This is a genomic window from Levilactobacillus koreensis JCM 16448 (genome assembly GCF_001435525.1).
Taxonomy (GTDB): domain Bacteria; phylum Bacillota; class Bacilli; order Lactobacillales; family Lactobacillaceae; genus Levilactobacillus; species Levilactobacillus koreensis.
In genome coordinates this window covers 39,942-59,229 of sequence record NZ_AZDP01000023.1, presented here as the reverse complement: position 1 = coordinate 59,229, position 19,288 = coordinate 39,942, and the positions used below count along the sequence as shown (strand labels likewise).

At 46.8% G+C, this 19,288-nt stretch carries 13 protein-coding genes; 4 read left to right on the top strand and 9 right to left on the bottom strand.

What is annotated here, in order from left to right; all coding sequences use genetic code 11:
* Positions 1-165 precede the first annotated feature (165 nt).
* The 3 genes from FC99_RS01615 to FC99_RS13980 all read right to left on the bottom strand — a co-directional run bounded on the left by FC99_RS01615 (position 166) and on the right by FC99_RS13980 (position 1,015).
* On the bottom strand, positions 166-414 hold the full coding sequence (locus FC99_RS01615) for a helix-turn-helix domain-containing protein (protein ID WP_048733815.1): 249 nt from the start codon (positions 412-414) through the stop codon (positions 166-168).
* 143 nt (positions 415-557) lie between these two features.
* Positions 558-821, bottom strand: coding sequence for a hypothetical protein (locus FC99_RS01610; protein WP_048733814.1), 264 nt, complete (start codon positions 819-821; stop codon positions 558-560).
* 44 nt (positions 822-865) lie between these two features.
* Complete coding sequence (locus FC99_RS13980) at positions 866-1,015, bottom strand: hypothetical protein (RefSeq protein ID WP_164480524.1); 150 nt, start codon at positions 1,013-1,015, stop codon at positions 866-868.
* A gap of 544 nt (positions 1,016-1,559) precedes the next feature.
* Here FC99_RS13980 and FC99_RS01605 point away from each other — a divergent pair.
* Both FC99_RS01605 and FC99_RS01600 read left to right on the top strand, forming a co-directional pair.
* On the top strand, positions 1,560-2,729 hold the full coding sequence (locus tag FC99_RS01605) for an acetyl-CoA C-acetyltransferase (protein ID WP_048733811.1): 1,170 nt from the start codon (positions 1,560-1,562) through the stop codon (positions 2,727-2,729).
* 64 nt (positions 2,730-2,793) lie between these two features.
* A complete protein-coding gene (locus tag FC99_RS01600; RefSeq protein WP_048733810.1) occupies positions 2,794-2,985 on the top strand; it encodes a hypothetical protein in 192 nt (63 codons plus the stop codon).
* 46 nt (positions 2,986-3,031) lie between these two features.
* Here the strand turns inward: FC99_RS01600 and addA are convergent, their stop codons facing one another.
* Positions 3,032-6,808 (bottom strand): helicase-exonuclease AddAB subunit AddA, encoded by a 3,777-nt coding sequence (addA, locus tag FC99_RS01595; RefSeq protein ID WP_048733809.1) that lies wholly within the window; start codon positions 6,806-6,808, stop codon positions 3,032-3,034.
* Positions 6,792-10,397 (bottom strand): PD-(D/E)XK nuclease family protein, encoded by a 3,606-nt coding sequence (locus tag FC99_RS01590; protein WP_048733808.1) that lies wholly within the window; start codon positions 10,395-10,397, stop codon positions 6,792-6,794. The genes addA and FC99_RS01590 overlap by 17 nt, the downstream gene beginning before the upstream one ends.
* A gap of 218 nt (positions 10,398-10,615) precedes the next feature.
* Between FC99_RS01590 and FC99_RS01585 the strand changes: the two genes are divergently transcribed.
* On the top strand, positions 10,616-11,758 hold the full coding sequence (locus tag FC99_RS01585; RefSeq protein ID WP_048733806.1) for an ArgE/DapE family deacylase: 1,143 nt from the start codon (positions 10,616-10,618) through the stop codon (positions 11,756-11,758).
* A gap of 109 nt (positions 11,759-11,867) precedes the next feature.
* Here FC99_RS01585 and FC99_RS01580 read toward each other — a convergent pair whose 3' ends face one another.
* From FC99_RS01580 to FC99_RS01565, 4 genes are all read right to left on the bottom strand, one after another.
* Positions 11,868-15,584, bottom strand: a complete 3,717-nt coding sequence (locus FC99_RS01580) for a BspA family leucine-rich repeat surface protein (RefSeq protein WP_048733802.1) — start codon at positions 15,582-15,584, stop codon at positions 11,868-11,870.
* Positions 15,585-15,814: 230 nt separating this feature from the next.
* Positions 15,815-16,828 carry a polysaccharide deacetylase family protein gene (locus FC99_RS01575; protein ID WP_048733800.1) on the bottom strand — a complete coding sequence of 338 codons (1,014 nt, stop codon included), beginning with the start codon at positions 16,826-16,828 and terminating at the stop codon, positions 15,815-15,817.
* 266 nt (positions 16,829-17,094) lie between these two features.
* Positions 17,095-17,472 carry a hypothetical protein gene (locus FC99_RS01570; RefSeq protein WP_235805841.1) on the bottom strand — a complete coding sequence of 126 codons (378 nt, stop codon included), beginning with the start codon at positions 17,470-17,472 and terminating at the stop codon, positions 17,095-17,097.
* 68 nt (positions 17,473-17,540) lie between these two features.
* Positions 17,541-18,143 (bottom strand): SDR family oxidoreductase, encoded by a 603-nt coding sequence (locus FC99_RS01565; protein WP_048733797.1) that lies wholly within the window; start codon positions 18,141-18,143, stop codon positions 17,541-17,543.
* A 148-nt stretch (positions 18,144-18,291) separates the two neighbouring features.
* On the opposite strand from FC99_RS01565, the gene FC99_RS01560 reads away from it, so the two are divergent.
* On the top strand, positions 18,292-19,275 hold the full coding sequence (locus FC99_RS01560; protein WP_048733795.1) for an aldo/keto reductase: 984 nt from the start codon (positions 18,292-18,294) through the stop codon (positions 19,273-19,275).
* Positions 19,276-19,288 lie beyond the last annotated feature (13 nt).

The window sequence follows — 19,288 nt, the reverse complement described above, 5'->3', positions numbered from 1 at the left end:
TCCCCTTTCACTGTACCCAAAATTTTTGACAGGCCGTTCGCGTTGAAAATGAATTCGACCTAAACAACCAAAAGATAGCTAACCATGAAAGCGTTGTCAAGTGAAGGGGAGCGGATAAATCGCCACATTCAGCGAATTTTGGCACGGTGAAATAACTTCATCTCATTAGAGGTCGCGAATATTAGGGTCTCTCCGGATACTTGCAAATTGTTTTGCTTCGATCTCCGTTTCGCCCGTGACAACTTCCATTCCTTTACGGGTGACCACTAGTTGCTTCCCAAATTTACGAATGGTCCCCACCGGAAAGCGATCCGGACTCTTCCGGTAAACTTGGCGAACATAATCATCCGCCTTCATCCAGCGTTTGGCTGCTTCCATTGATGACATGATATCCCGATCCCTTAAATCAATCATACTAATTCCTCCAACTAAATCTTTAATATCGTCTAGTATATTCTATAATAATGTCCTATGTAAATTCTAATTAACTATTACAAAAAACGCCATATGGGGTATTTTCCATATGACGCCGCTCTGAAACTATATAATCATAACCACTATCTTTCGCGGAAGTCACTATCCCCACCCTCTCTAATGACCGTGACCAACTGGACGGCTAAATGCCATACACCAATAACTATTGCGACCAGAGAACCAACAATTATTAATAGTGGCATGAGCGCCATACTCGACCATTTAAACATTACTAAAGTTATAATTAATGGCGTCGTAATTAATAACGTAACGGCGAGACTAATCCATTTTACGCGAGTCGGATGCGTTTCGGTTTCATCTAGTGTTGCCTCGTGCGTATTTTGCATATTCATTCCTCCTAGTTTATTTTTGTGCATAAATATCCCCTTTGCTAGTGGGTTAGCTTTTCTAACTCACCAATTCGATGGCCACAATTCGTGCACTCTAACGTGGCCTCTCCAGAAACCTTCTTAAAGACAATATCCCCGCACTCTGGGCAATGTAACCGGTCATCCATTAATCCTGCATTCGTATTCTTCATCATCAAATACCTCCAAAAAATTTTATTAGCATCAAAAAAGGCGTCCCTTCTATATCAAATAGAAGGGACGCCTTAGCGCGGTACCACCCAGCTTCAGAGACTCTCAGCCTCTACACTTTAACCTCCGATAACGTGGCGGTACCCCGAAGAAACAGCTTTCGTATTTCGTTAAACCTACCCTGCATGGCTTGCACCGACCGCCAATTCTCTGAGCTCCCAGATAGATCACTACTTCGTTTGAAAGATTTCTTATTCGTTTTTTGATGTTGGGTACACTTTAGCATGAATAAAAATGAATTGCAACCCTTAAGATAAATATTTTTATAATCAATTCCGAATCCGTAAGTATTAATTAGTAAGTTAGCTGGCCTAAATACTAATAATAACAAGAATAGTTGACCTTCTCATAATTTACCCGGTACCGGTCGAAAAAATTTAAGAAAATTCAAATCTGTTGGTAATTACGGGTCAATTTCAAGACAAATCCTGCAAAGTCGGTTATATTAGAGTTTCGGACATTATCGGAAAAGGAGAAACTAATAGCATGGCAGAAGAAGTTGTAATTGTTAGCGCGGTCCGGACCCCCATCGGAAAATTCGGTAAGAATTTCCGGTCCGTTTCCGCCGTTCAACTGGGGACCCTCGCTGCAAAGGCCGCCATCGAACGAAGTGGCCTCACACCCGCCATGATTCAGCAGACCATCTTCGGTACGGTTCTGCAAGCAGGCCAGGGCCAAAACGTGGCTCGCCAAATTGAACTCAACGCCGGTATCCCCGTCACCAGCACCGCGATGACCGTCAATCAGGTCTGTGGGTCTAGCCTAAAAGCTATTCGACTTGGCCAAAGCGCTATCCTATTAGGTGACGCCGACGCCGTTTTAGTCGGTGGCACGGAGAGCATGAGCCAGGCGCCCTATTTGAGCCCTCATTCACGTTTTGGTCATAAATTTGGTGATATGACGCTGGTTGATAGTTTGGCCAAGGACGGCTTAGTAGATGCGTTTAACGACATTCCTATGGGCATCACGGCCGAGAACGTCGCAACGAAATATCACGTTAGCCGGGAGGAACAAGATGCCTTTGCTCTCCGCTCACAACAAAATGCGACCCAGGCACAGTTAGAACACCGCTTTGACGCTGAAATCGTCCCCGTTCCCGTTGGCGATCAGCTGATTACAACGGATGAAGCTGTTCGGACGACAACCTCCGCTGCACAGTTGGCGGCGCTAAAGCCTTCATTTAAATCCAATGGCACGGTCACAGCCGGCAATGCCGCTGGGCTAAACGACGGTGCAGCAGCCATGATCCTCATGCGTAAATCGACGGCCATTGCTGCCAATATCCCTTACTTAGCTACACTTACAGGCTACCAGGAAGCTGGCATTGATCCGGCCATCATGGGTTATGCGCCCGTCTACGCCATCCAAAAGATGCTTGACCGCACCCACGCGACAGTTGCGGGGATTGACCGCTTTGAAATTAATGAAGCCTTTGCCGCCCAATCCGTTGCGATTACCCGCGACTTAAAAATACCGACTCATAAACTAAACGTTAACGGTGGCAGCATCGCCCTGGGTCATCCCCTGGGTGCCTCCGGAACACGAATCGTCGTAACGTTACTGCACGAACTAATGCGCAGCGGTGGTCACCGTGGCCTCGCCTCGATGTGCATCGGCGGCGGTATGGGCATTGCCCTTATGCTTGAACGCGATTAGTCAGCAACTGCCCAGACATCTGGTATAATAGCGATAACTAATCTGTGTAAAGGAAGCGTACGCGATGCTAACGCAAGATTTCGACGTTAAAATCAAACTGATCATTCTGGTCACTGTCGGCTTTATTGCCTTGGCCAGCACCCTCGGCTACTTATTCCACCGTGATCACCACTACAGCCGTTGCTTTACGGGCGTGCTGGTCGTCATGGCCGTTCAATTATTTATTCTGACTTCGCTATTGTTAATTCATCAGTAAAGAAAAGCGGTTGGCTCATTTGGGGTCAACCGCTTTTTAATTTGCGCTAATTATCTAAGTTCTGGATCTGTTGTGTAGGGACCGCGACTAAATCTCCTGTCGCCAATAAATACAGATACTGAGCAATAATTGGCTGTCCCGTCATCTGTTTTAAGGCTGTGGCATAGAGATTAACTTGGCCGCCATACCGTTCCAACAGCTTCGCTTCACTCTTGGCAACATCGCGTGAATTCACGTGATCCGTCTTATAATCAAACAGCACCACCCCAGTTGGGGTCAACAAATAACCATCGACGATCCCATGGACAAGCACTTGTGACTCCATTTCCTTAAAGTCACGGAACAGGCTTCGGGCCGGCATCAAGAGTGAAAATGGTACCTCACGATGAAGTTGGTCGGGAGCCGCTAAAATCTTTTGACCCAAATCACTCGCAAAGAATCGCAAAATCAGCTCCGGTTGCACACGCTGTGCGACTTCTGCTGATAAGACTTGATCGGCAACTAGCTGGTCAATCAGTGACTGGACGCTCTCTTCCGTCGGTGCCGAGGTGACATCCAACTGCTGCAAAACCAAGTGGGTAGCACTCCCGATTTCAGTTGGTAGAGGCTCTCGCACCGTTTGGAGAAACTCTGGCCGCGCAAAGTCATGTGTGACGAAACGCCGTCCAGCCTGCCCCCGCTCGGTCGGTTGGTATTCTCCAATCTTGGTGTTATCGGGGTCTTCAAACAGTCGCTTCGCCTCAGAGACGGACTGATAAGCCGTTGTTTCTGTCGCTGCTTGATGTGGATACTGAAAATCCATAATTGCCTTGATCTGCTCACCAGAAACCGCCGTATCTGCCACCTCTTCGGCAGTCCGACTAGCTGTCTGCAACCAATCGGCAGCTGCCTCACCTACGTTCTGTTCTGGTTCAATATCTGCCGCCGTTTCAAAGGACACTTTGAATTTAGCCGGATCACCTGCAAGACCAGAGAAGGCACTGGATTCTGTCCGTAGCTCTGAATCAAAACGTGGATCACGAATCAAACACATCCCAATCCAATCCAGGTAGTTTGCTAGCGTATTCTTTTCTCGCAAAGTGGCATTCAATACGAGGTCAGGGCTCTGGTAAGCCTGCTCCCAGGCACTGAGCGCTTCGTCTTGGGACTTATGTGACCCCACAATATAGAGTCGTGATTCTGCTCGCGTCAGCGCAACGTATAGTTTCCGCATTTCCTCGGCTAAGCTGGCCCGGGAAATAGCTTGTGCTGTCACCAGCTTTTGTAAGCTCGGTGCCTTAATTCGACTTTCAGTGTCCAGGTAGTCGATGCCAATCCCAGTTTTCCCACTCATGACGTAGTTCCCTTGCTGATCTTGACGATTGAATTGATGCGAAGCGTCCATGATGAAAACGACTGGAAACTCCAGCCCCTTGCTTCCGTGAATCGTCATCACAGACACCGCATTTTCGGCCGTTTGCACTGGTGCGCCCGCCAAGTCGGCATCACGCTCCTGCAGTCGTTCGACGAACCGGACAAATTGGAAGAGGCCTTTAAAACTACTCTTTTCGTAACTCTGCGCACGTTCATACAAGGCATGCAGGTTTGCTTGACGCTGTTCTCCGGCCGGCATCCCACCGACATAATCAAGGAAACCCGTCTCTTGATAAATACGCCAAATCAGCGTGACCAACTCATTTTGTTGTGCAATGTCACGAAAAGTCTGCAGTTGCTCTAAGAAATGACCGATTTTTTCGTGAACTCGCTGTTGCATCTCGCTACTGGTCCCCGTTGCGAAGGTTTGCTGGAAGTGCAAGAGTGCTTGATAATAGTCCCCCGTCTTCTGATTGATCCGTAGTAACGCCAACTCATTTTCATTCAAGCCCACAATCGGCGAACGCAACACCGCCGCCAGTGGAATGTCCTGGTAGGGATTATCAATAATTCGTAGCAACGACATCATGATTTGAATTTCGGTCGTCTTAAAATAGTTCTGCGCATCGTTGACTACGATAGGGATTCCCATTCGCCGAAGCTCATCGGTGATAATCAAATTGTTAGTCCGCGTGGGCGTCAGCAGATTGATATCCCGATAGGCCATGGGCCGAACTTGCTTCTTCTCCCGGTCATAAATTGGCGTCTTAGCCGCTATTAGCTCCTGAATTTTCTTCCCCGTCATCAAGACTTCACCTTGATGCTTGTCGTCAACCTGGAACCGTTCATCCATCGGCTCTCCATTTTGGTTCTCTTCAGCACCCTCGGTTAGGTAGACTAAGAGTTCTGCCGTACTCTCAACATCTTCTGGATAGTAAGTTGCGCCAAATTTTAACTGGGCTGACCCGGTATAAGCAATCTCACCTAATTCACGATCCATTAATTGCTTGAAAATAAGATTGGTAAAATCATCGACATTTTTCATCGACCGGAAATTTTCGGCTAACGTAATCAGTTGCCCAGCGTTCTCGTCAACAGCATACCGGTCCGTCTTCCCCATAAACAACGTTGGATCAGCTTGCCGGAACCGGTAAATTGACTGCTTCACATCCCCCACCATAAAGAGATTTCCTTTTGGCGCCGGCTCAGCAATCGCCGTTAAAATAGCCTCTTGTAAGCCATTCGTATCCTGATACTCATCAATCATGATTTCGGCATACTGATCACGTAGCTGTGCAGCAACGTGGCGCGATTGCTCGGTATCACTGGCTAAAATCTCTAGTGCGGCATGCTCAATATCCGCAAAGTCCAGCACATGGCGTCGCTGTTTCTCTGCACGATAGGCTTTCCGAAAACCGATAACAACTCTGGCCAATTTGCCAACTAATTCCCCTGACTTTTCAATGGTCGTCATGGCCTGTTTCTCACTCTGAATCAAGTAAGTCTTCTTTAACGCATCCAATTGCTTTCGTGCCGGATCGTAGTAAGTTGTCTTGAGTTCATTGTAAACCGGGTAGTCTTCGTTAGTTTTTCGAATGCTGGGCATCCGCCCCCATGTAAAGTCCTGAACAGCGGCCCGCAAATCGTTCCAGCTCCCACTAGAAACTAAATTTAAAACGCCCTGAAGACTAGCCAAAACAGTCTGTAGATGAGCCGCCTGCTTTTCTAGGCTATTATTCGTCGCCAACTGCTCAGCACTGGTTAAATCGGCTTGAATCTGTTGCAACTGTGCAGTAAACAAAGGAGCCAATTTCTGCTGATAGAACGTCGTTTGTGTCAACTGGTCGCTATCCAACTGATAGGGTTTTGGCAACGCTGTTAGCCAGGCCACCGGATCCGGTGTGGCGTTGGCAAAGGTATACGTCTGTTGCACCAGCTCAGCTAACCCATCATCACTACGGTCACCGGAAAAATTCTCCGTCAACCGAGCAAACAGACCACTTTTGTCATCAGCGTAAAGCTGTTCACGTAAGTCCGACCAAACTTCGTCTCGAAGCAACGCATTCTCGGTCTCATCTGCCAGCAAGCGAAAGACCGGGTCGAGGTCGATCACGTAATAGTAATGCTGTAAAATACGGAGGCAAAACGCATCGAGCGTACTGATATCAGCCACGGGGAGTTGATTTAGCTGTCGCAAATAAAACGCCTGCCGGTCACTATTTCCCTGATTAGCTGCGAGTTCTTGGCGCAAGGCCGTCTGAATCCGGTCTCGCATCTCGGCAGCAGCCGCTTTGGTAAAGGTCACGATTAAAATTTCGTCGATTCCCATTCCGGACTTCAAGTGCTCAATAACGCGTTGAACCAATACCCGCGTCTTTCCGGACCCGGCTGATGCAGATACTAATAGATTATTCCCGGTCTGGTGAATCGCCTGATCTTGGCTAGGTGTAAAACTAAATTTTGCGCTCATCGGCTGCCTCCTTTTCTTGTTCGGCCTTGATTCGGGCCATCACATCGTCTTTCTTTAGCGTCGGTAATTCCCGATAGTTGTTCTCTTTTAGCAACGGGTCAAATTGCATAATTGACTTGTACGGTGAAAATTGTAATGCGGTTCGATTTTGCTCCCGAAATGGCGCCAAATCCACGTGCCCGTCAAATATTTCCGTCGCTGCGCGTTTAATTAGCCGTTCCGTATGCTTGAGTAGCAGATCTAATTCAGCCGGCTTGACCAACATCTTACTGTAAGACGTAATTGTCCCTTTAACCGTGCGTCGTAATCCACGGAATAACAACGAACTCCCACTATAATTATCCGTCGCAAACAAGGAATCTAGATTGGTTAATAGGTCTGGATCATCCAACAACAAGCCTTGATACTGTTCTGCTTTGAGTAACGCCTCCAGTGGATCTGTTCCCAAAACATCGGCGGCCTTTAAAATCGGGTTTTGCAAATGGAGATAGACGGCGCCAGCTAATTCAGCATTAACTGGCGTATCATTTGCCAGCAATTCCGGTAGGTTCTTCTTGACGGCATCTAAGTACGTTAACATCTGCATGGCCTGCCCATAGTAAGCGTCCTGATAACTAAACTTATGCTCGGAACTCTTATAGTCAACGATGCCCAGGTACGTCTTATCTTGTAATTGCATGGCGTCTAACCGGTCAATTCGCCCACGAACTGTGACTTTTCGTCGCTTCGCTAAATCGAATGATAAGGCTTCTAGTCCACGTTCATCTCCTAATCCAAACTGGACTTCCGTTCGCTTAGGCCGTAGCTTTGTTCGTTTACTCTGTTCATGTAGTGTCTTCGCCATCTGACGCATCGTCTTAATTAACTGCTGACGAATGTAGACCATTCGGTTAGAACTCTCTAAGATGGCGAACTGTGGATTAGTCGTGGTATCTAAGACTTTTGCAATAACTTCATCCGTCATTTCTCGTAGTTGTTGGTCATCTAAGTCTGACAAATTCAGCTTTTGCTCATTAACGATTTTCATTAGGCCATCCATCGTCGCATGGAAAAATTCCCCCGTGCTAGCCGGCGAGAGTTCAAAGACGTCCCGTTCCTGTAGCTTTAAGCCATATTTCAAGAAGTAGGCATACGGATTCGCATAGTACTCTTCCAGTTTCGAAATAGACGTACTAATTTTATTACCGTATAACTGCGTCACGATATCTGGTGTCAGCTGTTGCGGTACATTGCGATAGCTCAGGCTCCCCAACAGTTTAGTCGTCAGCTCCCCATAAGTCGTGTCCGCTCTTAAAAGACGCAAAACGTAGAGCCAGTTGGGCGACAGTGGCTGCTCACGTGTTTGACTATCATGACTAGCCTGCACCAGATGGCGTAACGTTGTCCGCCGCGTCCCCACAAAGGGTAAAATGTCCGTCTGTTGCGCTTCTGGCGCCGCTACAGCCAACGTAACTGGCAGCTTAAAGTAGTCGCGGATCCGTGCAACGTACGGCGAAATTTGTAGGCTACCATCACCGTCACTCGTCGCTGGATAGCTAAAGATCAACCGGTCACTCCCACTCAAAAACGCCAGATAGTTCAGATAGGGTTCACCTGCTAGTTGAGTCGCCGCATCATCACGTAAATAGCTGTTGGCATCAGTTGCTTGCAACTGTTCACTCAAGTCCTGACGATCATTATCAGCAAGTAACGTCGTCGGGACTTGGTCATCTGGCATGCTATCTGCCGTGGCCCCCATCAAGAAGGTGACTTTCCGATTATTTGCCTGCACGATTCCGCTTTCAGAAATCATGACTTGATCGAGTGTTGAGGGAATCTGGCTAAATTTAGCACCAGCAAATCCAGCTTGTAGCAAAGACTGAAAATCGGCCTGGTTAAAGGGTTGCTCTCCCAGAATACTATGACACTCATCAAGCATTTGACAGAAGGTTGCCCACGTCTGTTCGGGTTGTCCCGCACGGAACAAATCCCCAGCCGCAATCGCTTGGTCACGCCAAGCCATAAGGCGTTGACTGACCCCATGATTTTCTAGAAACTGGTACAGGGTCGCCGATGCTTCAGTATACGTTTTGGCCGCCTTTAATTTAGCAAAGAATGGTGGCAATACGGCCTTAACAAAATGACGAATCACATTGATTTGCGCCGTCACTTGCTCATCGTGAGTTGTCTGAACACTATCATCCCCGGCCGAAAAACGCGTGTACAACCAATCTTTCTCCTGTGTCCACCGATACTGACCCTCGTAGCCATTTTTCAAAACGAGGTTTTCGGTTAGGGCCAACGCTCGCCGATAAACATTCAACTCTAGGGGTTCACCGTCATCGTCTTGTGGCAAGAGGAGCTCCGACTTCAATACCCGAAAGATATCGGCATATCGATAATTTTTCCGCTGGACGTCAAATAGGGCATTAATCAACTCCACAAAGGGATGATCGGCCATCTGAACGTCAGCATCATCAAAGTAAGGGATTTCCTGCGCCTTGAAAATGGGATCGATAACCGTTTGATAGCTATCTAGATGACGGGCCAACACTAAGAAGTCTTGGTACCGATACTGGCCACTCGCAACGAGTTGACGAATCTGCGTTGCCACGTGTGAAACTTCAACGTAACGATTAGCCGCTTGAACAATTTTGACATTCTTCAAGGCTGCCACTGCAGGCTTGGGCTGGGGCGATAGCGTATTGGTCTCCTGCCAAAAATGATCCAAAGCCAACAGGTCCGCTGAAACACGACTGGACGCTGCCTGTTGGTCAATTAAGACGGGAACGTTGTCCGCCCGAGCCTCAACGTAAAGTTGGTGATAGAGTTTTGCTGATTGGAAAAAGAGCGTCGTCGTATCCGGCAACTCCTGGGGGTATCCTTTGTCCAAGTTTAAGGCCACTTCAACACTAGCCGACCGCTGAATCAAGACAGCGACCAGTTTACGTTCTTGCGCACTCAATTGAGAAAAACCTTCCAGATAGAAGTGGGCATGACTCAAATCAATCCGCGTTGCTAAATAATCGGCCAGCTGATTAAGTAAGTCTGTATTTTCTACGTACTTTCCCAGCATCTGGGTCTCAAATGCTTCGTACAAAATCATCAGGTCATGTAGCTTAGCTTGTAGATCGGCATTAGTCGTCGTCAAATTTTCGACCGCAGTCAGGAGGTCAGCAGCCGTAACTTGCCCCACTTTTAACTCTGCTAATTGAGCCGTTAGCTGCGTGATGAATCCCGGCCGGTCAACTTCACCACGAAAAATTATCAGCTCATCGGCGTGACTCTGAATGATCTGATAGATCAGCATATTCAAGCCAGCCGTTGAGATTCTAGGAAGCTGGTAAACCGGTTCATTTTTCATGAAAAACCACGCTAGCCGTGTAAATGAGAACACTTGAACCTGCGTCTGCGCAAACAGTGGCTGATCCGGCGCCATCCGTTCCTTCAGCTCCGCTAACACGTCCACTTCAGTCTCGAATTTAATATGGTTGGGAACCAAATAGTAGCATTGGTCTGTTGGCACTGATGTAAGCTGTGCCGCCATCGCTGCCACCATCGGCGTCCTGTGGTCCATCCCCGCACTCCCCAAAACAAACTGTAAACTCATCAGCTGACCTCCTAATTTTTTCTAAAAATCACTATGTAATTGTCATCTTCGACTCCGATTGCTGTCGTCTAAGGTAACTATATTCTAGCATACCAAGCGCCAAAAGCGAACAAATGTTTGCCATAAATTTTCTCATATTTAATAACATTATTCGCATATTTCCCTGAAAGCGTGCTACACTTAAAATTAAAATATGGTGAGAAAGTGGGCAGGCTTTTATGAAAAATACTGAACAGGTTCAAATTCTACAGGAGCTAGTCGAAATCAACTCCGTTAATGGTAATGAAGCAGCTGTAGCAACCTATATTCAAAAACTCTTTGCCAATCATGGTATCACATCTAAAATTATTCCTTACACAGATGGTCGTAGTAATATCGTTGCCGAGATTGGCGACACCGCTAGCGACAAAGTACTGGCACTAGCGGGTCATCTGGATACCGTTGCCACCGGCGATGTTGCTGACTGGCAGTTTTCTCCCTTCTCCGCACACGTTGAGAATAATCGGCTGTACGGCCGTGGTGCCGCCGATATGAAGAGTGGTCTAGCTGGCATGGTTATCACCTTTATCAACCTAGCTGACCAAAAAGTCAAACTCAATGGCCGTCTACGCTTCATTGGTACGGTTGGTGAAGAAAATGGGGCCATGGGCTCACGTTTACTGACTGAACAGGGCATTGCTGACGACCTGGATGGTATCATCATCGGTGAACCAACCGGGGGCAATCTGGTCTACGCGCATAACGGCTCCCTGAATTATCACGTTTATTCTCAAGGCCGCGGCGCCCATAGTTCAATGCCTGAAAAGGGAATCAACGCCATCACAAACCTGATCAAATATGTGACGGCCGAATCAACTGAATTTGCGGATGCTCCTGTCAGCCCTGAACTTGGGCCCCTGGTCCACAGCGTGACCGTCTTCAATGGTGGAGAACAGGTCAACAGTATTCCGGCCAAAGCTGAGCTCCAAGGCAACATCCGGCCAATTCCTGAATTTGACAATGAAGCTGTCATCAAACGGCTGAACGAAACGGTCGACAAGCTTAATCAAGAGGCCGACGTTAACCTGACGCTACACGTCGACTACAGCTTTAAGCCCGTCATTAGTGCCACCGACTCTGGTTTGGTCAAATTAACCAAGCAAATCGCTGACGATGAATTCGGTCATCCCGTTGAACTGCAAGTCATCCACGGCGCAACCGATGCTTCCGAATACACCAAGTCGGCCAATCAATTTCCAGTGGTCGTCTACGGTGCTGGGGAATGGAACGACGCGCATTCACTCAATGAATCCGTTGACCTCGACCTGTTCGCTCACGTTCAACACGTTTATGAACGCTTGACGAAAGAATTTTTAGCCTAAAATAGTCCAATCAAAAATGAGATCAAAAACTCCGCAATGGGAATTTTTGATCTCATTTTATTTTGGAATCCAATGTCTATTTTAAACTATGACTATCCGCACCGTGAGTTTAATTTTGACGCCGTCGCCACCCAATCAAACCTAGTACTGCCGCCAAGCCGGCTAATAGCATCCCCCAAACAGTAGTAATCGACGTGGCTTCATCCGTCTGTGGCAAAGTTACTGGCGTTGTCGCTGGTGACTTGCCATTGACAGGTGAATTTAATTTTTGACTGTCCGCCGTAGCCTGGACCGCCTGACCCTGAACCATTTTAACCTTAGATTGTTGCGCCTTTTCACGGGCCACCGCCTTAGGATGCTCAGCTACCACCGCTGGTTGCTTGGAGACGTTGTTGTCAGTAACCGGAATCTTCTGCCCGTCACCGCTATTATCTGGCTTCTCTGGTGCCACTGGCGTAACCGGAGTCACTGGTTCGACGGGAATCACTGGCGCAACTGTCTTTTGATAAACGAAAGTTCTCTCCACAGCTGTTCCACTAAAAGTTCCTGTGAGTGTCTTTTCACCCTGAACTGTATATCCAGAAATTGTTGGTGCTGTTAACGTATATCCGGTTCCCGTGGTCCCTACCTGCTGTGTATCCGGTAAGATTGAATGCCCATCAGCATCCACGTAATGGCTAATGACCAACCCATTTTTCGATGGTAACGTCTCTAATTGATGATAGACAAACGTCACCTCCTGCGTGGTCCCATTAAATTTTCCACTTACATTTATCGACTGTGCCGTGAGCATGTAGCCCGCAATACTTGGCGCCGTCAAATGATAGTCCATACCGGTTGCTTGACTTTGCAATGTATCTTCCATTAAGTATTTACCTGACTCATCAACGTAATGGGCAATGACCAACCCATGATCTGCCGTCGTATTTTTCAGTTGATGGTAAATGAGTGTGATGTCCGTGCTAGCTGTCGTATACTGCCCGGTTACGTCCGGTGAAGCTTTAACTAACACATAACCTACTTGCCGAGTTGGCACCTGATACGTTGCTCCAATTACACCCACCATTGTTCGATCATCGGCTATTTGAGCACCGGCTTCATTCAAATAATGAATATTCATTTGGCCCAGATGATCAGGATTCGTTTGACCAAATTGATGATAAACAAATGTCGCTTCAGTTGGTGTAAGCGCATATTTTCCCGTAACGTTTGCTGGTGTCCCGACTAAAATTGCGTCAGGAATCGATGGGGCCACTAACGTATAGTCCGTACCCACTTCATCAGATTGATCATCATTCGGCGCAATCTGTTGCCCACTCTCATTGACGCAATGAACAATCACATGGCCGGTCGCTGACGTAATTACTAACGTGCCCGGCATTAACTTAACGTCATAATTTTCATTCACTGCTGCCGCGCTCAAAACGGGGGTAACGGTATAAGAACCCACTTCGGTTTGCGGCATGGCGTCTAGCTTATACGCCAATTTTTCTGAATTCACTTCTCCCGTGACCGTCGCCGTCACTTGGTGCGCTTGACCATCGTACACCACTCGCTGGCTATTAACGGTAACGGTTGCTGGCGCCTTCGTAATTGTATAAGTCCCATCCTCAACGTTAATATCAGCAAGGGTCGGATTAGCTGCGACTAACTTGGCATGGCCAGCTGCACTCAGCGTCACACCATAGGTTCCGGCATTGCGTAAACCTGTGGTTACCCGTGAAGTCGGTTGAACGGGGGCCCACATCAAATCTCCGGCTTGCCAGCCATTCGCTGGTGCCACGACTTTGCCATAAACATTAATTTTATAGTTAGCTAAATCTGCTGCTGAAAGTGCCTGCCCATCGTAGACTTTCGTTCCATCGCCCGTGATAGCCACAGCATTGTTTTCTTGCCAGACATAAGTCTCAGCAGGCCCAACAATGCTACCATCCGCAGACTCTGATCGTTTGTACATCCCTCTAAGCTGGACATACGAATAGGAAGCCCCATTAGGTGAATCCAACGTTCCCGTGCCAACGGCTTGCCACTTGCCTGTATATAGCTTAGGGTCGAATCCTTTCATGGTAGAAATCTCTGGTAAAAAGGCATCATCATCTATCGCGCCATAGTAGGTTCCCATCAACGCCGTCTGCGGCCCCATAGTAAAGGACCGTAAGTTCGTGCCACCCAAATAATTTCTAAAGTACATCTGTCCGTTCTCATTCATATGGAACCCGGACAAATCTAAGGTCGTCAATTCTGTATCTCCTGCGACGAAATTCATCATATGAAAGAACACCTTGCCGTTCGTTTGCCAACGACTAAAGTCTAATTTCTTTACAGCAGTCATCCCCGCAAACATATCATCCATAATCAGAACTTCAGAAACGTTCCAATGGCTAATGTCCAAGGTAGTCAATAAGGAATCTCCTGAAAAGGTTGCTTCCATGTCACTTACATCGCTGGTGTTCCAGCGGCTGACGTCAAGCATCTCTAACGCTGAGCAGTTGGCAAATGTATGACGAATCGCGTGCACATGGCGAACATCCCAATGACTGACGTCCAAAAATTTCAGTTTATTTTGGCCAGCAAACATATACCCAATATCACCGCCAAAGGGACTGTTACCAACATTACCCGTATCCCAATGGCTGACATCTAGTGCTTGTAATGACCCCGCATCCGTCTTTTCTGTCGTTGAATTAATAATCGTTTGATTAAACATATAACTCATGTCTTTAACTTGACTCGTATTCCAGTGAGAAACATCCAACGTGGTCAGCGACTTAGCCAAATTAAACATATTCTCCATGTCGTCTACTTGACTGGTATCCCATTTGGAAACATCCACTGTAACTAAGCTTTTAGCCGCTTCAAACATCCCAAACATATCGGTTACTTTACTCGTATCCCAATTACCGGTATCAACTTTGACCAAGTTAGTATCATCCGCAAAAAGCCGCATAAAGTTTGTCGCCTGACTGACATCAAATCGATTCGCGTGCTCAACGTTCACTAAATTATGCAGGCCATAAAATAAATATGCAGAGTTTTTACTAGCCACAACTTGATCATCAAACGAGATACTCTTGACCTTATCTGCATAAGGCACCCATGGCGTCCGATTTCCCTTTGGCAGAGTGTCTGCAAACGTTCCCGCACCAAAATGCAGGACACCTGCTTCATCAATGTTCCATGCGCTGGTCCCAAAGATACCAGCCATATCCGTTGTCGTAGCGGCTGCCGGATCCGCTGAACGACTCAAAGAGACTTTACGCGCCTGCATTAACTGTGCCGAATTTGTGACCTTTCCCCCAATAACTTGCGGTTTTAGAGCCGAATTTGGTTGCTTCGGCTCAACTGGAGTAAGCGACTCATTAGTCACCTCTGCTGGTGCTTTCTCCGAATCAGCTTCCTCCGTCTCTGTCTTTGTAGGTTCTACAGAAACTCTATTTTCACCTGAAGCCATTTCTGAAACTACTTTCGACTCCTGATTTGCCGATTGTTCTGGCGTTTTTTGTGCTACTGAATCAGGCACCTTTTGAGTCTTAGTCACTGTTGTTTCACTGGAATTTTCCCGGTTTCCAGCTTCCAGCGATGTATTTTCGGACACGGATAGCTGCCGTCCCGTAGTTACATATTCTCCATTCTGTGCCGGCTCATTTGTTGCCGTTGTAGACGTTTCGGCCGGCACCGTGACATTTGGCGTCGATGAATTTATTTCGGGGCTTACATCCGCGTGCGCCTTTACCGTTAATCCCAAGCTCCCTAAGCTTAAGCTGGCTAAAGTAACGCCCATGTACACCCAATGACAACCGTATTTATTACCTACCATTCGTTTCATGATATTCCTCCTCAAGAATTCAAAAAGCAAGTTATGTAAGTTTTATACGATTTTTAGTATACACGGATTTTTCTTTTATGGTTATAGCCTTCGACGATTAACCGAAAGAACTTTTCTACTCACGAATTTCGACTGCATCAAAGGAAAAATTGAACACATAAAAAGACTGGCGTATTTTACCCCAGCCTCAATATTATTCTATCAACTTTTCGATATTCAGCTCATTCGGATTACTTTCCAGCCGTCCGATAATCTCCAGCACCGAAGTATTGTAACCCCGGTAGCGCTTGGTAATTCAACAGCTGACTGACGGTGACCAGCTTGTAGCCCTTAGCTTTTAATCGTTTAATAATCGTTGGCACCGCCGCTACGGATTGGGCGTGGATGTCATGCATTAGCACAATGTCGCCGCCATGCGTATCTTTCATAACCTCATTAATATCTTTAGTCGTATTCAAGTAAGACCAATCGCGAGAATCCACTGACCACCGAATGATTGGCTGTTCAATCGCGCGACCCTCGGCTGCCGTGATATTCCCGTACGGTGGCCGTACATACTGCGGTAACGTCCCAGTTGCTTGGAAAATAGCCCGGTTCGTGCGCGTAATCTGACTGACCGTTCGCGCCGTACCAATTGTATTAAAGTCTGGATGGTTCCATGAATGGTTGCCTAACTCATTTCCACCAGCCAACACGGCCCGAGAAATCTTTGGATAACGACTGACGCTTTGACCAACCTCAAAGAACGTTGCGTGGACTTTGTACTTTTTCAATGTCTTTAATAGTTTTGGCGTCAATGTCGGATCTGGTCCATCGTCAAAAGTCAGTGCCACCATCTTATTCGTTTTTACATGAGTTGTCCGATTAGCTTTGGGTAAGTAACGATTTAAGATCTTTCCTTGCAGTTGCGCGTAAGGAATCGTGATTTGTTTGACCTTAAAGCTATTCGCTAACAGATTCATCCGCAACCCATTAGCTGTTAAAGTTGCCTTCTTCGTCATATGCTTGGGTAGCTTAACCTTGTAGACGGCCGCAACCTTACTGCTCTTCGCCTTAGTCTGCTTTAAAATTTGCTCACGAGCAGCCTGTCGAATGGCAGCTAATCGATTCGTGTTCTTATTGGTCAACTGGGCAAACGTGACCGTCTTGTTGGCCGTTTTAGCTTGTGCGGTAATACCGCCGCCAACCAACAAGATTCCCATCGTAACGACTAAACTGAGCAATAATAGACGTTTCTTCTTCATGAAAATCCCTCCTCAAAAAATCCCCTAATAGCTAACTTTAGTTTATCAGTATATCCGAATTAGCGGTTGCCAAACGGCTCGTGGCCTTTACAATTATTTAAATTTAACGGCCACTTTTGCCTACCCTGGACTGCCCTAAGCCCCAAATCCCGTTTTTTGCTGGCTTGCCTTTCCTAATAACTTCCCGTAAGCTGTCCTTAGTCGCCAAAAAGCAAACAAACGTTCTGGACTTTCAATTAAAAAAAGATGCTTACCGTAGCAAGCACCTAGTCAGTTCCATCATCTGGCGGATTAACTGCCTGCTGATTTTCCTTTAAAACTTCATTTGTATAATGTTCGAGATCCTTTAGAACCTCAGCATCGTCGTTCTGCTGTTGCGCAGCCATATTTTCCGCAACGGCCCAACGCGCCAATGTATCTGTAATCGGTACGATGTCTTGAATGATTTCCATATCTGAATCCGTCGCGTGTTGCTCTTGAATCGCCCGAAAACTTTCAATGTCCGTAATCAAACGCAAGACTTTTCCAGATTCCTTTTCAGTTGATTGGAAGATAACGAAGTGGGCGCGTTGATTGGCTTCACCCATCCGTTCCCGGATTGCTTGTAATTGTTGATCGTCTATTTCTAATGCCAATGCCTTCACCTCACTGCGTCTATTTTAACAAACAATTCCCTCAGCTACGCAACATTTCGTCAGGTTTTGAGAAAGATTTAGCAAACGGCTAGTGATTGGTAATCTGCACCACCGTTTTTCAGTAAATCAACTGCTACCTGTGCCACGGTTGATTGTGAAACGACTCCGGCTAGAACGGGCTCCCCTTCTTTAATAATCTGAGGATCCTTGGCTGCTTCCGTCGTCAACGTTACTGGTCGTAAAATGGTATATGGAAATTCTGCCTCATCGACTAATTTAGCCGCGTAACGTTGTTGATTCAAATACTCTTTAACGTCGGTAATACCAGGATAGGCTAGTTCTCCAGTAACTTCATGGTCTACCCCTGCCGTACTTAGCATCACAAAGCGAGTCAGTTTTAGTTGATGATGATATTGCGCATCAAATAGCGCTTCAAAAGCAAGATCAACGTCCATCCCCTCCAGCGCAGAAAAAATAATCGGTGCATCCTGTAAGGCATCCACGTATGTTGCTTCTTTAGTCAGGTCACCGCTAAACTCATTAACGGAACTTGCTAGATCAGCAGATAAATTATCCGTAGCTGCATGTAAAACACGGACAGTCCCTGCCTGTTGGTCAACGAGACGCTGGGCTACTAGTTGACCTAGTGATGTCGCTCCCAAGATTAAATAGGTTGTCATGATCTTCGCTCCTTTTTCTTTGCTTCCCAGTTTACCAGAAACCTCGACTGACCGGTACTTTCTGGACAAACTCGTTTGGGATTAGTCTTAAATTCGGTATAATAAATGTGTATTTGAATTCGGTTTCATACAATTAGGAGGGTATTCAATGTCACATGAAATGGTAACAATTGGCAAAACGGATGTGCAGACCACACCACTAGGCCTCGGAACCAACGCTGTTGGCGGTTATAACCTCTTCCCTAATTTAAAGGATGAGGATGGCTTAAACTTAGTCAAAGCAGGGCTCAATCATGGCATTCAATTGCTAGATACTGCCTTTGTTTACGGGCTCGGTCACTCTGAAGAGCTAGTAGGTCAGGCCATGCACGACTTCAATCGCCATAGCTTTACGCTGGCAACCAAGGGGGCACAGGACTTTTCAACTGGTGAACAAGCTATTTCCAACAACCCAGACTTCTTGACACAGCAGGTTGAAGCCAGTCTGAAACGATTAAATACCGATTACCTTGATATTTACTACATTCATTTTCCAGATAAACAGACACCAAAAGCAGAAGCCGTTGGCGCCCTGCAACGCTTACGCGAACAAGGGAAGATTCGTGCGATTGGCCTATCCAACTTTAGCTTAGACCAGGTCAAGGAAGCTAACGCAGATGGCTACGTCGACGTCGTAGAAGATGAATTTAGTCTCCTTCATCGTGACCACGAAACCGATCTGATGCCCTATTTAAAGGACCATCAGATTAGCTTCGTTCCATACTTTCCATTAGCCTCTGGCTTATTAACAGGCAAGTACGATCAGACTGTCTCCTTTCCATCTGACGATATCCGTAGCCAAATCAGCGATTTTCAAGAACCACGTTACAGCCTCGCCTTAAAGGCTATCGACCAAGTTCGACCAATTGCAGCGGCTCATCAAGCAACTGTCGCCCAAACCATTCTGGCTTGGTACATGCAAAACCCACTAGTTAGTGTCGTTATCCCTGGTGCCAAACGCGCTAGTCAAGTTGAAGCCAACGCTCAAGCTTTAGAGGTCACACTAAGTTCTGCTGAGTATCAGACCATCGACAATGCCTTTGCTGGCTTTAAAGCTAGTTCTAATGGCAAGTCACTCGCTGATCCTGATTAAGTTCCGTTCATTC